Source organism: Phaeobacter sp. JH20_29 (genome assembly GCF_048056175.1).
GTDB classification, from domain to species: domain Bacteria; phylum Pseudomonadota; class Alphaproteobacteria; order Rhodobacterales; family Rhodobacteraceae; genus Phaeobacter; species Phaeobacter bryozoorum.
Genome location: NZ_JAYMWO010000012.1, coordinates 23,560 through 37,398, shown reverse-complemented (window position 1 = coordinate 37,398; position 13,839 = coordinate 23,560). Strand labels below are relative to the sequence as shown.

Genomic DNA, 13,839 nt, shown 5'->3' with positions numbered 1-13,839 from the left:
CGTTGATCACCCGTCGCGGCCCGGCTCGTCGGGAGAGTTGGAAAACAGCGCGATCTTATTGCCGTCAGGGTCGCGCAGATAGCCGACATAAAACCCGGCGCTATAGGCCGCGCGAAACCCCGGCTGGCCGTCATCAGATCCGCCCGCCGCAACCGCCGCCGCGTGCAGGTCGCGCACCTGCTGCTGATCGCGGGCCTGAAACGCCACCATCACGCCATTCCCAGCCGAGGCGGCAGCGCCATCAAACGGCGGCTTCACATAGAAATCGGGCAGGGTCGGCAGCTCTCCCTCCGGCACTGGCAGGGCAAAGCTCAGCCCTTCCGGCCCCTCGCTGAGACCATAGCCAAGCACCGGCAGAAACGCGGTGTAAAAGGCCTTCGCCTTTGCCATGTCATTGGCACCGATGGTGATATAGGCGATCATTGCTCTGCCCCTTCGCCTGACATTCAGAAGTTATCTTCGACCCGGAACCCGTCCGGGATATCGTCGTTTCCGTCCAGAACCAGATCTGCCATTGTCCCGGCCACCTTTGGCGCCATGCCAAAGCCGATCTTGAAGCCGCCATTGGCAATGAAATGACCATTCCTGCCGGGCCAGCCGCCCAGCATCGGCGCGCGTGAGCGGGCGCGGGGCCGCACCCCGGCCCAGCGTTCGATCACCTCGGCACCATGCAGCACCGGCAAGGCGGCGCAGGCGCGCGCGATCAGATCGTCAAGCTGGCTGTCGGTGCTGGTCGGGTCGTCAAACGTGCGTTCACTGGTGGAGCCAATCGCGAGGGTGCCATCGGCATGGGGAATGATGTGCAGCCCGTCGGCATAAAGCTGCGGCACATCCCCCTCGGCAAAGCGCAGCAGCGCCGCCTGACCCTTGACCCCATTGCCCAGCGTCTTGCCCTCGGCCGGGCCGCCGGGGCCTGCCAGCCTGTCGTTCAGCTCCAGCAGTCCTGCATAGCCCTTGGCATGGATCACCTGCCCCTGATCGGCGCCCTCTGCCTGCACCTCGATCCCCATGACGGACAACCCTGCCACCAGCGCGGCACAGGCGCGGCGCGGGTGCATCCGGGCGCTCAGCGTATCGTGGATGACATATCCGCTGGCGCTGGGCGGCACCCAAGGCCCTGCGTCGGCGGCGGCGATGACGGACCAGTCCGCCAGTCCCCGCCACAGCGTCCGGGCGCTTTCTGCGCGGTCATGGGCCAGATCCAATGTCCGCTGATCATTGATCGGTTGCAGCCGCCCGGTGCGCCCATAGCCGGGAGACACCCCGCCGGTTGCCTCAACCTCGGCCCAGAAGGCGTCGGCCATCAGCAGGCTTTCCAGCTGATATTGTTTCTTTGGGTTCCAGTTCTCCGGCACATGCGGCGCCAGCGCGCCGACCAGACCGCCGCTGGAGCCTGACCCGGCGCCAAAGGGATCAATGATCTGGACCTTGGCGCCGCGCCGTGCGCAGGCCCAGGCAATCGACAGGCCAAAGATCCCGGCCCCGCGTATGGTGATATCCGCCATTGCCATTCCTGCACCCTTTCGCCAGTGTCGCGTCGTTCACCACATCACTTAGGGGATTATCGCATGGCAGACCAGCAGGCCCGGCTCAGCTGGCGGGATGGCAGCATTCCGGTGTCGGATCAGTTCGACGATCCCTATTTCTCCATCCATGATGGGCTGGCCGAGACGGAGCATGTGTTTCTGGGCGGCAATGGTCTTTCTGATCGCTTTGCCGCTGCGGCGGAGGCGGGTGCGGATTTCCATATTGCCGAACTTGGCTTTGGCACTGGGTTGAACCTGCTGGCTGCCTGGCGGGCCTGGGAGACGGCGCAGGCTGAACATGACGCCGCAGCGGTGCTGCATTTCACCAGTTTCGAGGCCTTTCCGATGGTCAGGGACGATATGGCCCGTGCGCTTCAGGCCTTTCCCGAGGTGGCGCCCTGGGCCGAACGGTTTCTGGCGGTCTGGGGCGGGGCGGGCCTCTGCGATCTCGGCAACCTGCGTGTCACTGTCCTCACCGGCGACGCCCGCGTGTCGCTGCCGGAGTGGACAGGCAAGGCGGATGCCTGGTTCTTGGACGGGTTCTCCCCGGCAAAGAACCCGGAGCTGTGGCAGGACGACCTGCTGGAAGAGGTTGCCCGTCACACGGCGGCAGGCGGCACGGCGGCGACCTACACGGCGGCGGGATTCGTCCGTCGCGGGCTGGAGGCTGCCGGATTTGACGTAACACGCACGCCCGGTTTCGGGCGCAAGCGGCATATGACAAAGGCAATATTGCGATGACCATGCGCCCCGACGCCAAGATGCTGGAGCCTCATCCGCCCCGGATCATCCAGCAGAACAACGTCACCGCCGGCGTGCTTCTGATGATTGCGGCAACCATTGTGTTTGCCTTGCAGGATGGCATCTCGCGGCATCTGGCGGGGCAGTACAACACCTTCATGGTGATCATGGTGCGTTACTGGTTCTTTGCGCTGTTTGTGATTGCACTTGCGGCGCGCGCACCGGGAGGTATTCGCGCCACGGCGCGCACCGATCAGCTGGGGTTGCAGGTTTTTCGCGGCGTGCTGCTGGTGGCGGAAATCTGCGTGGCTGTCTATGCCTTCACCGTGCTTGGGCTGGTCGAAAGCGTGGCGGTGTTTATCTGCTATCCGCTGCTGGTGGCAGCCCTGAGCGGGCCGGTGCTGGGCGAGAAGGTCGGCTGGCGGCGCTGGGCGGCGATCTCGGTGGGGCTGATTGGCGTGCTGATCATCTTGCAACCGGGCGTCGGTGTCTTTGATCCGCTGGCGATCATCCCGTTTGTTTCGGCGCTGATGTTTGCGCTTTATGGTCTGATCACCCGCTATGCGGCGCGGCGCGACAGCACGGCGACCAGTTTCTTCTGGACCGGGGTTGCGGGCATGGTGGCGATGACCCTTGTCGGCATCTGGTACTGGGAGTCGATGAGCCAGGGCGACTGGATGTGGATGGCCGTCCTGTGCCTCACGGGTGTGACCGGGCATTGGCTGCTGATCAAATGCTATGAGATGGCCGAGGCCAGCGCGGTGCAGCCCTTTGCCTATTTCCACCTGATCTGGGCCGCGGCACTTGGGGTGGTTGTCTTTGGCGAGGTGATCCGCACCAATGTCGCCATCGGTGCGTCCATTATCGTGGCGGCCGGCCTGTTCACCCTATGGCGCGAACGCGTCAAGAGTTGATCCGGCCAGTTCCTTGGAAAACGGCACCGGCAGCGGCGGTTTGCCAAGGCGCGCGCGATAGACCGGCAGGCTCTCGGTGACGCGCATCACGTAGTTGCGGGTCTCGTTGAAGGGGATGTGTTCGATCCAGTCGACAATCCCCGGCGTGCCATCGCGCGGATCGCCGTAGCGTTCCATCCAGGCCTTTGGGCGATGGGGGCCGGCGTTGTAGCCTGCGGCCATCATCACCACATTGCCGTTAAAATCACCCGCCAGATCGGCCAGGTAATTGCTCCCCAGAAGCGCGTTATAGGACCAGTCGGAGATCAGCCGCCCGGTGGTGTGATCGGCCAGAAGACCCATGTTCGAGGCCACCAGCTTGGCGGTGGCGGGCATCACCTGCATCAATCCGCGCGCGCCGGCATGGCTGATCACGATGGGGTCGAATTCGCTCTCGCGGCGGGCAATGGCAAGGGTCATCTCCCGCGCCATTGGCAGATCTTTCTCGGCCACGGGATGCAGCGGAAAATAGGCCGCTTCCAGCTCTTCGCCGGTCTGCGCGGCGCGTTTGGCGATCATCACTGCCAGATGCGGTTCGTTCATGGCCACCGCCATCTCGCCCAGCTGCCGCGCCTCGACCGGGCCCAGCCCCTCAACCAGATGGGTGAGGAAGCGTTCCGCCAGGGCCAGATCGCCAGCCTGCAACAGCAGCAGGCCGGCCTCTGCGACGGTGGAGTTCAAAAAGCTGGCCGCGCGCCAGTCGGGCAGCTGCGGCGGGGTGATCAGATCGGGATCAAAAGGGCGGCCCAGAACCTCTGCCGCCAGCAACCCGTAGAAAGACGTCTGATAATCTGCCGCCTTGGCATAGGCGGCATGGGCTTTTTCGATATCGCCGTGGGCACCATAGGCCTGACCCAGCCAATAGCCGCCGCGTCCGATTGAGATCGGGCTTTCGACCGAGGCGAGGAAGCGTTCGAAGTGATAGGCGGCCAGCTCGGGGTCGTTGAGCTTGCGCAGGGCGATATAGCCGGCCAGCCATTCGCAGTCGGAATAGCCATAGCCTGCATCCGCCGTGGCAAAGTGATGGGCGGCCAGCTGATAGGCGCGTTCGTGGTTGCCGTCGCGCATGTCCTGCCGCGCCAGATCCCGGCGGCGGCGCAGCCATTTTTCGGGCTGCCCCAGTTTCTTGGCCGAGGTGCTGCGGTCCATCATCAGGCTGATGGCATCCTCCTGCCGCCGCTTGCGGTCGCGCCAGGCAAAGCGGTCATAGGCGAGACCCGCGTCATCCTTCAGCGCGTCGGGGACGGCGGCGATTTTGCCGTCAACGCCCGGCTCGGCGTCTTGCAGGGCGAGGCGCGCCTCCGCCAGCCTGCGCTGATCGGCGCTGACCAGGGACAGCATCTGCCGCGCGCTGACCTTGTGATTGTCCCACAACATCTGGTCGAGCCGGGCCGCGTGATGCGCTGAGAGCAGCTTGGCGTGGTCTTTCAGATAGTTGTCCTGGATCACCGACCCCATCGGCATTGTACGCCAGGCCAGCACCAGCTCGGCCTCGCCTTCGCCCTTTTGCCCGGCCCCGATCAGCGCACGCCCATAGCTCAGCGCGCCCTCCGCGGTCTGCGGGCGATGGTCGCGGTAAAAGGCCAGAATGGTGTCGCGGCTGGCTTCGGCGATCTGCGGCTCGTGCTTGCGCCGCAGAAGGTCCAGCCCCGGCCAGTCGGCACGCCGCGCCAGAAAGGCCACAACATCAGAGATCGACCCCATGCCCTCCCGCAGGCGGTGCCATTCTATGACGTCGCGGGCCACGGTGGTTTCGCGCCCGGCACTGCGCCCCGCCTCGCTCCATTTTTCCGAGCGCATCAGCTCCAGCGCGCGACCAAGGTCGACCGCCATGGCAGGTTGGCCGCTCAGGCTGGCGGAAATGAGGGCAATGAAGGCCAGAATGCGTGTCATCTCTTGCATTTTCCAACGTTCCGGGGATAGAGCCAATGACGATAATCCGTGACCTGCCGGTATCAACTCAAATCCCCGGCATGTCCATCACCCAAGGCGGCGCAATCGCGCCTGCACGAACAGCAAAGGGAGCGTGCCCATGTTCAAAGGCTCTATGCCAGCCCTCGTCACCCCGTTTTCCAACGGCGAGCTGGATCTGGATACGCTCAAACGCTTGGTCGAATGGCACATTGACCAGGGTTCCACGGCGCTGGTCCCGGTCGGGACCACCGGTGAAAGCCCGACGCTGACCCATGAAGAGCATGAAACCGTGATTGCCGAGGTGGTGAAAACCGCCGCTGGCCGGGTGCCGGTGATTGCCGGTGCGGGCTCCAACAACACGGTTGAGGGCAAGCGGTTTGTGCAATTCGCCGCCGAGGTCGGTGCCGATGCCGCGCTGGTGGTGACGCCCTATTATAACAAGCCGACGCAACGCGGGTTGATTGCGCATTTCACCGAGCTGCATGACTGCGCCGATATTCCGATCGTGATCTACAATATCCCCGGTCGCTCGGTTGTCGATATGACCCCCGCCACCATGGGGGAACTGGCCAAGCTGGAGCGCATCATCGGCGTGAAGGATGCAACCGGCGATATCGCCCGTGTGTCGCAGCAGCGCGCCTCCTGTGGTGCGGATTTTGTGCAGCTGTCCGGCGAGGATGCCTCGGCGCTGGGGTTCAATGCCCATGGCGGCGTCGGCTGCATCTCGGTGACGGCCAATGTGGCGCCGAAGCTCTGCGCGGAATTCCAGGCGGCGACGCTGGCGGGTGATTACGCATTGGCGCTGGAGTATCAGGACAAACTGATGCCGCTGCATGAGGCGATTTTCATTGAGCCGGGTTTGGTCGGGGCGAAATACGGCCTGTCGAAACTGGGTCTGTGCAGCGAGGAGATCCGCCTGCCGCTGACCGGTCTGACCGACAGCACCAAGGCCGCGATTGATGCCGCGATGGTACACGCGGGCCTGCTGTAAGCGCAGAACACCGACCATAGACATGGTTTTTCGGACCGGGACGCTGCTGCGTTCCGGTCTGTTTCGTTTGGGCTGTCTTCTGTCTCTAACTGGCGGTTCAGGGTCACATCCCCAGCGCCAGATCCGTCGAGAATAAAAAGGCGGCGCCGCCCCGAGGAAGGATCCCGGGAAAGGCTGGAAGCTGCGGGGCGCGTCACTGCCCCGGTGCCAAACTGTTTTGCACGAACCCTGGCGGCATCACTGCCAACAGGGTCGGTTTCCATGGTGTCCGGGGTCGTAAATCCCGGAGCAGATCGCGATCCCCAGCAGCTTAGCCAATCGGCGTGCAGGCCCGGTAAACGCTGCGCGCGCCGCCGCGCAACGGGGGGCTGCCCATCACGGCAGAGCCGCCGCCAGATGCCGGGTCTTGTCCGGGTTGCGGGTGACATAGATGCGGGCAATCCGGCCGTCGCGGATATCCAGAGAGGTGGCTTGCAGGATGCCGTCCTCGGCCCGGGTCAGCATCGCAGGCAACCCGTTCAGCTGGCACAACCGCGATTGTTCGGGGGCTGTCTGATTGCTCTTGCGGGCAAGCCCCGCCAGCAGCCGCAGCACCTTGTCGCGCCCGTAGATCGGGTTGAGCGCCGCAGTCGCCTTGCCACCGCCATCAGAAATCAGCTGCACATCTTCGGTCAGCAGCCGGGTCAGGGCGGCGGTGTCACCGGTCTTGGAGGCGCGAAAGAACGCCTCGGTCAGCGCGCGCCCCTCATCCGGGTTGCCGGGGCGCTGGGGGCGCAGCGCCTGCACCTTGCGGCGGGCGCGGGTGGCGAGCTGGCGGCAGGCCTCGGGCGAGCGGTTCAGGGCGGCGGCCACATCCCCGTAAGAGCTGTCGAAGATATCATGCAGCAAAAAGGCCGCGCGTTCGAGCGGCGACAGCGCGTCCAGCGCCAGGAGCAGCGCAACCGAGACGTCATGGTCCAGCTGCTCTGTGGCGTCATCGGTGAGCACCGGTTCCGGCAGCCATTCACCGGGGTAGGTCTCGCGCCGTTTGCGGGCCGATTTCAGCTGATCAAGGCACAGCCGCGTGGTGATCCGCATCAGATAGCCGGTGGTATCCAGAATCTCGCCCTGGGGTGCGGATTGCCAGCGCAGATAGGCATCCTGCAAGACGTCCTCGGCGTCCGTCACACTGCCGAGCATCCTGTAGGCGGCCGCAAACAATCGCGGCCGCGCGGTCAGGAACGCATTGGTTCCGGTGTCTTTCATCGGTGCTGTCACGCGGCGTTGGCCCCTGTGGTCTGGTCCTCGTTCACAGGGTGGGCGCTGCGAAAGCCGATTGCAATGCGGTTCCAGCTGTTGATGGCGCCAATCAGCAGGGTCAGCATCACCTGTTCGCGCGGCTCAAACAGGTCTGCCATGGCGTCATAATCGGCATCCGGTGCGGCGGTGGCCTCCACCCGCGTTAGTGCCTCGCACCACGCCAGGGCGGCGCGTTCGCGGGGCGTGTAGAGCGGCGATTCACGCCAGGCGTTCAGCAGATGCATCCGATCCTCGCTCTCGCCGTGGGCGCGCATCTCATGGGTGTGCATGTGGATGCAGAAGGCGCAGCCGTTGATCTGCGAGGCGCGCAGCTTCACCAGCTCCACAACGCTGAATTCCAATGTGCTGTTCTTGAACAGATTCTCCTGCTCCAGCATCGGTTTGAAGAGATCACCGGCGACGGAGAAATAATCGAGACGTTGGGTCATGGGTTTGGTCCTTTCTGATGGGTTCAGAAACAGGACGAGGCAGCGGGCGGGTTTGTGACATGACCGGCGCGATTTTTTGAAAAAGGATGCGCATTCAACGAAAAAAGGGCGCCTCTGGGGCGCCCTGATTGTGGTCTTTGGTGGTGATCAGCGTTTGCCGTAATAAAGCCCGACCACATGTTCGGCCTGGGCAAAGAACAGCCAGCGCGACACGGCAATACCGGCGATATGCAGCAGCACGGCGACGCCTGCGAGCAGGTGTTTGAGCATCAGCCCCTCAACTGGCAGGATCAGGCAGATCAAGGGCAGCGCAAAGCCAAGGGCAAAGGCAATGACCCGCAGTTTCTGCGCGTGTTTGCGCCCGACCACATGCACGAATTCGCGCAGCAGATAATTGGAGCCGGTATGGGGCGGCTCAAACGCGCGGACCGTGCCGCGATCGCCAAGGCCGGTGGCGGTGCCCATATTGGTGCCGGAGCTGGCAAAGGCCTGATCGCCCTTGGCCCAATAGGCCAGCTGCACCGAGCCTGCGATGGCCAGAAGCCAGGGCGCCAGCGCCTCGGCCCCCGCCAGCAGCGATCCGCCCGCAAGGCTGAAGGACAGGAACATCACCGGCGTCAGGGACATGTTCCAGCGCGGGATGGTCTTCAGCTGGGTGTAGATCATCGAGGTGGTAAAGACCGTTGCCAGCGACAGCGCCGCACCGAGCCAGCCAAGCGCCCGCCAATGGGTGTCCAGAAACACTGCGCCAAAGGCAAAAAGCCCCATCACGATGAGGGCTGCAACTGCGCAGATGCCTTCACGGCTGAGCCAGCTGGTTTTCCACTGGGTGAAGGCGCGCCAGGCCCGTTCCGGTCGGCCGAGGTGAAACGTCGAAGCCAGAAGCCCGCCCACCGCAAAGCCAAAGGCGATGGCATAGAACACAAAGGCAACCCAGCCGGTGACCTCGGGCTTGCCGAGGCCAAGGAAGGCCAGAAGGCCAAAGCCCAGACCGGAGAGGGTGGTGAAGATGATAACGGATGGTGCCGGATGCATCAGCTCGCCCCCCCTGTGGTCTGTCCCGGAAGCTTATCAAGCGCCTTGTCCAGCCAGCCAAGGAAGCCTTTGGGATCTTCGGCGACGGGGGCCAGCAGCGGGGCGAGGATGTCGATCTGATCCTCGATCTGGTCCTTGGGGCGGGGCGGCAGGTATTTGTTCACTGGTTTGGTGCCCATTTCCGGCATCAGATCCATGCCGCCGCGCGCGGCCACCAGTTTGGAGACATCGCTGTCGGGATCCCCCAGATCGCCAAAATGGCGCGCGCCTGCCGGACAGGTGCGCACGCAAGACGGCACACGGTCCACCTCCGGCAGGTTCTCATTGTAGATCCGGTCGACGCAGAGGGTGCATTTCTTCATCACCCCTTCGGCCAGATCCAGCTCGCGCGCGCCATAGGGGCAGGACCAGGCACATAGGCCACAGCCGATGCAATTGTCCTCGTTCACCAGCACGATACCGTCTTCCACCCGCTTGTAGCTGGCGCCGGTGGGGCAGACGGTGACGCAGGGAGCGTCCTCGCAATGCAGGCAGGATTTCGGGAAATGCACCAGCTGGGCTGCCGGGTTGGGCTGGCTCGCACAGGGAGAGGGCTGCACCTCATAGGAATGCACACGGTTGAGGAAGGTACCCGAGGGATCAGCACCATAAGCGTTCTGATCGCTGAGCGGCGCGCCATAGTTTTCGGTGTTCCAGCCCTTGCAGGAGATCACACAGGCATGGCAGCCGACGCAGGTATCAAGGTCAATGACCAGACCCATCTTGCGGTCGGTCCTGGTGGGAAGCTCGGTCATTGCATACCCTCAGTACAAGTTGCGGAACCAAGAAGACGGGTATTTTCTTGGCAATTTTCCTCGAAGAAAATTGGGTCGATCATTTGCCCACCTTCCATGTGAGGTCTTTGGGGCCGGTGCCCACCGGCGAGGCCTGCGCTGGGATGGCGGGTTGGCTTTCGCTCAGATCGTCCGGCGCGGCGGCTTTCTCGATCTTCACCTTGAGGTCGAACCATGCGGCCTGACCGGTGATCGGGTCGGAGTTGGCCCAGCGGAGGCCGTCGCCCTTGGGCGGCAGCAATTCGTGAATCAGATGGTTCAGCAGGAAGCCCTTGGTGGCTTCGGGGGCGTTTTCCTCCAGCGCCCAGGCGCCCTTGCGCTTGCCGATGGCGTTCCAGGTCCAGACGGTGTTTTCATTGAGCGCGGCCATCTCCATCACCGGAACGGTGATTTCGCCATGGGGGGAGGTGACCTTGGCCCAGTCACCATCGCTGAGATTGTTTTGCCGCATCAGTTTGGTCGGCACATAAAGCGGGTTGCGCCCGTGGATCTGGCGCAGCCAGGCGTTCTGCGTGCCCCAGGAGTGATACATCGCCATTGGACGCTGGGTCAGGGCATTGACGGTGAAGCCTTCGTTGCCCTGCTGATCGGTCTCGTACCAGATCGGCAGCGGGTCCATGGTCTGGCGAATGCGGTCGCGCAGATGGTCGGGCGGCTGACGTTCGCCGTGGCCTTCGGCGGCCAGCTGGAATTTGCGCAGCGGTTCGACATAGAGCTGGAACAGATAGGGCTGCGGGCTGTCGAACAGACCGAGGTTCACCGCCCAGTCCTGATAGGCCATGTTCCAGGGTTTGAAATAGCTGGCCTCTGCCGGGATATGTTCGACAAAGAAACCGCCGTTTTCGATGTATTTGTTCAGCTGTTCGGGGTTCACCTCGCCCCGGCCAACCTTGTCGCCATTTTCACCGCGAAAGCCAGCCAGCGGACCGATGCCGGGTTTGCGTTCGTGGTTCACGATATAATCGGCATAGTCCTGCCATTTGGCGGTGCCATCCTCATGGGTGAAGCCGGGCAGTTTCATCTTGTTGGCAAGCTGCACCAGCACGCTCTGGAAACCCCGCACATCGCGGTCGGGTTCGACCACAGGCCAGCGGATCGCATCCGCTGCGCCATCGGCTTCGCAGATCGGGCGGTCCAGCAGGGAAATACAGTCGTGGCGCTCCAGATAGGTGGTGTCGGGCAGGATCAGATCGGCATAGGCCACCATCTCAGAGGAATAGGCGTCCGAATAGATGATCCGGGGGATCACATAGTCGCCATTGTCGTCGGTATCGGTCAGCATCTCCATCACGCCGCGCGTGTTCATCGAGGAGTTCCACGACATATTCGCCATATACATGAACAGCGTGTCGATCTTGTAGGGATCGCCGGCATGGGCGTTGGAAATCACCATATGCATCAGCCCGTGGCTGGACATCGGGTTTTCCCAGGTAAAGGCCTTGTCGATGCGCGCCGGGCTGCCGTCGGTTTTCAGCGCCAGATGTTCCGGCCCATGGACAAAGCCCAGATGCGGGCCATCCAGCGGTTTGTTCGGCGTGACGCGGCAATGGGGGGCGGGATGCGCCTCTACCGGTTTGGGGTAGGGTGGTTTGAAACGGAAGCCGCCGGGGGCTTCGACCGTGCCCAGAAGGATCTGCAACACATGCAGGGCGCGGCAGGTCTGGAACCCGTTGGCATGGGCCGAGACACCGCGCATGGAGTGCATGGCAACCGGGCGGCCCTTCATGGTTTTATGGGTTTCGCCGCGGAAATCGGTCCATTCCTGATCCAGCTCAAACGCCTCGTCAAAGGCGACGCGGGCCAGTTCGGCGGCGATGGCACGGATGCGTTTGGCGGGGATGCCGCAGCGCTCAGCCACCGCTTCGGGGGCGTAATCGTCGCTGAGATAGCGCTGGGCCATCAGCTGGAACACCGACACATGGGTGATGCCATCGAGTTCGAACGAGCCGCCCAGATCGGGGCGCACGCCGCGCATGTCAAAGGGCGCCAGCTTGCCGGTGGTGCGATTGATCACCAGCGGCGCGCCGTGATCGTCGCGCAGGAACAGGCCATAGTCGGGGCTGGCGGGATCCTGATTGACCAGCACCGGCGCATTGGTGAACTGGCCGAGGTAGTCGAGGTCGATCTTGCCAGCCTTCATCAGCACATGCACCAGCGACAGGATGAACAGCCCGTCGGTGCCCGGCGTGATGCCGACCCAATCGTCGGCCACGGCATTATAGCCGGAGCGGATCGGGTTTACCCCGATGACCCGCGCGCCGCGCGCCTTGATCTTGCCGATGCCCATCTTGATGGGGTTGCTGTCATGGTCTTCGGCGACGCCGAACAGCAGGAACAGCTTGGTATGGTCCCAGTCGGGCTGGCCGAATTCCCAGAACGCGCCGCCCATGGTGTAGATGCCGGCGGTGGCCATATTGACCGAGCAGAAACCGCCATGGGCTGCATAGTTGCAGGTGCCGAAGTTCTGCGCCCAAAAGCTGGTGAAGCTCTGGGACTGGTCGCGGCCGGTGAAAAACGCCAGCTTTTCGGGGTTATCCTCGCGGATCGGTTCCAGCCAGCCCGCGGCGATGTCCAGCGCCTCGTCCCAGGAGATTTCCTCGAACTCGCCGGAGCCGCGCGGGCCGACGCGTTTCATCGGCGCACGCAGACGCGAGGGCGCGTTGTGCTGCATGATGCCGGCGGAGCCTTTGGCGCAGAGCACGCCCTTGTTCACCGGGTGATCGCGGTTGCCTTCGATATAGGCGACTTTCTTCTGGCCGTCCTCGCCGGTTTTCATGTGGACGTTGATGCCGCAGCGGCAGGCGCACATGTAGCAGGTGGTCTGGCGGATCTCGTCCGACACGGGCGGCGAGGTGTCTAGCTGGGGCTGGGTATGTGCCATGGTGTCCCTGTTTGATGATGCGCCGGGCCTGCATGGGCCGGGCGGCGTTATGTGATATGGCGCGGAGTGTCGCGGATCAGCGCGTATTTATCGGAATATAGGCGCGGGGTTCCGGCCCGTTGTAAAGGGTCAGCGGGCGGATCAGGATATTGCCGCGCTGCTGTTCGATGCACTGGATGATCCAGCCGGGCATCCGCCCGATGGCAAAGATCGGCACGTAGAGATCCATCGCGATACCATGCAATTGGTAGATCACGCCGGAGTAGAAATCGACATTCACGTTGAGACCATGGCGCGCGTAGGGTTGCATCGCCTCGACCACGGCTTGCAGGATTTCATACCATTCCGGCGCGCCCATTTCCGCACCCAGCTGGCGCACGCCGTCGCGCATGTGCCGCGCGCGGGGGTCTTCCTTGCGGTAGACGCGGTGGCCAAATCCGGTGACGGCCTCCTTGGCGGCGCGCTTGGCCTTCACGTAGGCGGCGGCTTTGTCGGGGGTGCCGATCTCATGCACCATCTTCATCACGTCTTCGGCAGCGCCGCCATGGGCCGGACCTGCAAGGGTGGAGAGCGCGGTGACAATGCCGCCGTGCAGATTGGTTTCGGTCCCGATGGTGACGCGCGCGGCAAAGCTGGAGGCATTGGCGCCATGTTCGGCGTGCAGGATGAAATCCACATCCGCCAGCCGGGTGGCCTCGGCTGTGGGTTTTTCACCCTTCAGCATCCACAGCCAGTTGCCCGCATGGCTGAGATCCATGTCGGGCGCGACCACTTCGCGGTCATTTCGGATCGCGTCATGGGCGGCGATGATGATTGGCACCTGCGAAATCAGCCGGATCCCGTTGGCAACGAAGGCGTCTTCGCCCACCTGCTGGCTATCTGGTTCGAGCGCGGCGAGGGCGGAGACGGCAGTGCGCAGCACGTCCATCGGATGGCCATCCTTGGTGGCGCGGATGATATCGAGCACCGTCGGCGGCAGCACCCGCGCGGATTTCAGCGCGGCGTCAAAACCGGCCAGTTCCTCGGCAGTGGGCAGCTCGCCGTGGATCAGCAGGTAGCAGACTTCCTCGAAGGTGGAGTGGGTGGCGAGATCGTGAATCGAATAGCCGCGATAGCTCAGCTCGCCCTTGGCGCCATCAATGTCGGAGACCCCGGAGCGTTCGAAGTAGATCCCCTTGAGGCCCCGGTTGATCTTGACGTCATCGCTCATTGCTGGCTCCTTTCCCCGCAAGGGAGAT

General features: G+C 63.4%; 12 protein-coding genes. 3 read left to right on the top strand and 9 right to left on the bottom strand.

Features of this window, described 5'->3' with window-relative positions; genetic code table 11:
- Nucleotides 1-6 precede the first annotated feature (6 nt).
- On the bottom strand, nt 7-423 hold the full coding sequence (locus VWZ85_RS08940; protein WP_260101075.1) for a VOC family protein: 417 nt from the start codon (nt 421-423) through the stop codon (nt 7-9).
- Nucleotides 424-446: 23 nt separating this feature from the next.
- Nucleotides 447-1,511 carry an NAD(P)/FAD-dependent oxidoreductase gene (locus tag VWZ85_RS08935; protein WP_416587924.1) on the bottom strand — a complete coding sequence of 355 codons (1,065 nt, stop codon included), beginning with the start codon at nt 1,509-1,511 and terminating at the stop codon, nt 447-449.
- Nucleotides 1,512-1,568: 57 nt separating this feature from the next.
- On the opposite strand from VWZ85_RS08935, the gene mnmD reads away from it, so the two are divergent.
- Together mnmD and VWZ85_RS08925 are read left to right on the top strand one after the other, a co-directional pair.
- Nucleotides 1,569-2,267 (top strand): tRNA (5-methylaminomethyl-2-thiouridine)(34)-methyltransferase MnmD, encoded by a 699-nt coding sequence (gene mnmD / locus VWZ85_RS08930; protein WP_416587921.1) that lies wholly within the window; start codon nt 1,569-1,571, stop codon nt 2,265-2,267.
- Nucleotides 2,264-3,181, top strand: a complete 918-nt coding sequence (locus VWZ85_RS08925) for a DMT family transporter (protein WP_416587919.1) — start codon at nt 2,264-2,266, stop codon at nt 3,179-3,181. Before mnmD ends, VWZ85_RS08925 begins: the two co-directional genes overlap by 4 nt.
- On the opposite strand, the gene VWZ85_RS08920 is transcribed toward VWZ85_RS08925, so the two are convergent.
- Nucleotides 3,155-5,113, bottom strand: coding sequence for a lytic transglycosylase domain-containing protein (locus VWZ85_RS08920; RefSeq protein WP_416587916.1), 1,959 nt, complete (start codon nt 5,111-5,113; stop codon nt 3,155-3,157). The genes VWZ85_RS08925 and VWZ85_RS08920 overlap by 27 nt on opposite strands.
- 139 nt (nt 5,114-5,252) lie before the next feature.
- Here VWZ85_RS08920 and dapA point away from each other — a divergent pair, with 139 nt between their 5' ends.
- Nucleotides 5,253-6,125 carry a 4-hydroxy-tetrahydrodipicolinate synthase gene (gene dapA, locus VWZ85_RS08915; protein WP_416537397.1) on the top strand — a complete coding sequence of 291 codons (873 nt, stop codon included), beginning with the start codon at nt 5,253-5,255 and terminating at the stop codon, nt 6,123-6,125.
- A 375-nt stretch (nt 6,126-6,500) separates the two neighbouring features.
- Here the strand turns inward: dapA and sigJ are convergent, their stop codons facing one another.
- The 6 genes from sigJ to VWZ85_RS08885 all read right to left on the bottom strand — a co-directional run bounded on the left by sigJ (nt 6,501) and on the right by VWZ85_RS08885 (nt 13,811).
- Nucleotides 6,501-7,370 carry an RNA polymerase sigma factor SigJ gene (gene sigJ / locus VWZ85_RS08910; RefSeq protein WP_416587913.1) on the bottom strand — a complete coding sequence of 290 codons (870 nt, stop codon included), beginning with the start codon at nt 7,368-7,370 and terminating at the stop codon, nt 6,501-6,503.
- Between the two features lie 8 nt (nt 7,371-7,378).
- Nucleotides 7,379-7,852, bottom strand: a complete 474-nt coding sequence (locus VWZ85_RS08905; protein WP_416587911.1) for a carboxymuconolactone decarboxylase family protein — start codon at nt 7,850-7,852, stop codon at nt 7,379-7,381.
- A 147-nt stretch (nt 7,853-7,999) separates the two neighbouring features.
- Nucleotides 8,000-8,887 (bottom strand): dimethyl sulfoxide reductase anchor subunit family protein, encoded by an 888-nt coding sequence (locus VWZ85_RS08900; RefSeq protein WP_416587909.1) that lies wholly within the window; start codon nt 8,885-8,887, stop codon nt 8,000-8,002.
- Entirely contained in the window at nt 8,887-9,681 is a 795-nt protein-coding gene (locus VWZ85_RS08895; RefSeq protein WP_260099133.1) for a 4Fe-4S dicluster domain-containing protein, read from the bottom strand. Before VWZ85_RS08895 ends, VWZ85_RS08900 begins: the two co-directional genes overlap by 1 nt.
- A 79-nt stretch (nt 9,682-9,760) precedes the next feature.
- Complete coding sequence (locus tag VWZ85_RS08890) at nt 9,761-12,601, bottom strand: molybdopterin oxidoreductase family protein (RefSeq protein ID WP_416587907.1); 2,841 nt, start codon at nt 12,599-12,601, stop codon at nt 9,761-9,763.
- A 76-nt stretch (nt 12,602-12,677) separates the two neighbouring features.
- Complete coding sequence (locus VWZ85_RS08885) at nt 12,678-13,811, bottom strand: citrate synthase (RefSeq protein ID WP_416587903.1); 1,134 nt, start codon at nt 13,809-13,811, stop codon at nt 12,678-12,680.
- Nucleotides 13,812-13,839: the final 28 nt, after the last annotated feature.

What these genes read in the sequence shown, in the direction of transcription:
- VWZ85_RS08940 (WP_260101075.1), bottom strand. Translation starts at nt 423, where the DNA reads ATGATCGCCTATATCACCATCGGTGCCAATGACATGGCAAAGGCGAAG.
- VWZ85_RS08935 (WP_416587924.1), bottom strand. Translation starts at nt 1,511, where the DNA reads ATGGCAATGGCGGATATCACCATACGCGGGGCCGGGATCTTTGGCCTG.
- mnmD (WP_416587921.1), top strand. Translation starts at nt 1,569, where the DNA reads ATGGCAGACCAGCAGGCCCGGCTCAGCTGGCGGGATGGCAGCATTCCG.
- VWZ85_RS08925 (WP_416587919.1), top strand. Translation starts at nt 2,264, where the DNA reads ATGACCATGCGCCCCGACGCCAAGATGCTGGAGCCTCATCCGCCCCGG.
- VWZ85_RS08920 (WP_416587916.1), bottom strand. Translation starts at nt 5,113, where the DNA reads ATGACACGCATTCTGGCCTTCATTGCCCTCATTTCCGCCAGCCTGAGC.
- dapA (WP_416537397.1), top strand. Translation starts at nt 5,253, where the DNA reads ATGTTCAAAGGCTCTATGCCAGCCCTCGTCACCCCGTTTTCCAACGGC.
- sigJ (WP_416587913.1), bottom strand. Translation starts at nt 7,370, where the DNA reads ATGAAAGACACCGGAACCAATGCGTTCCTGACCGCGCGGCCGCGATTG.
- VWZ85_RS08905 (WP_416587911.1), bottom strand. Translation starts at nt 7,852, where the DNA reads ATGACCCAACGTCTCGATTATTTCTCCGTCGCCGGTGATCTCTTCAAA.
- VWZ85_RS08900 (WP_416587909.1), bottom strand. Translation starts at nt 8,887, where the DNA reads ATGCATCCGGCACCATCCGTTATCATCTTCACCACCCTCTCCGGTCTG.
- VWZ85_RS08895 (WP_260099133.1), bottom strand. Translation starts at nt 9,681, where the DNA reads ATGACCGAGCTTCCCACCAGGACCGACCGCAAGATGGGTCTGGTCATT.
- VWZ85_RS08890 (WP_416587907.1), bottom strand. Translation starts at nt 12,601, where the DNA reads ATGGCACATACCCAGCCCCAGCTAGACACCTCGCCGCCCGTGTCGGAC.
- VWZ85_RS08885 (WP_416587903.1), bottom strand. Translation starts at nt 13,811, where the DNA reads ATGAGCGATGACGTCAAGATCAACCGGGGCCTCAAGGGGATCTACTTC.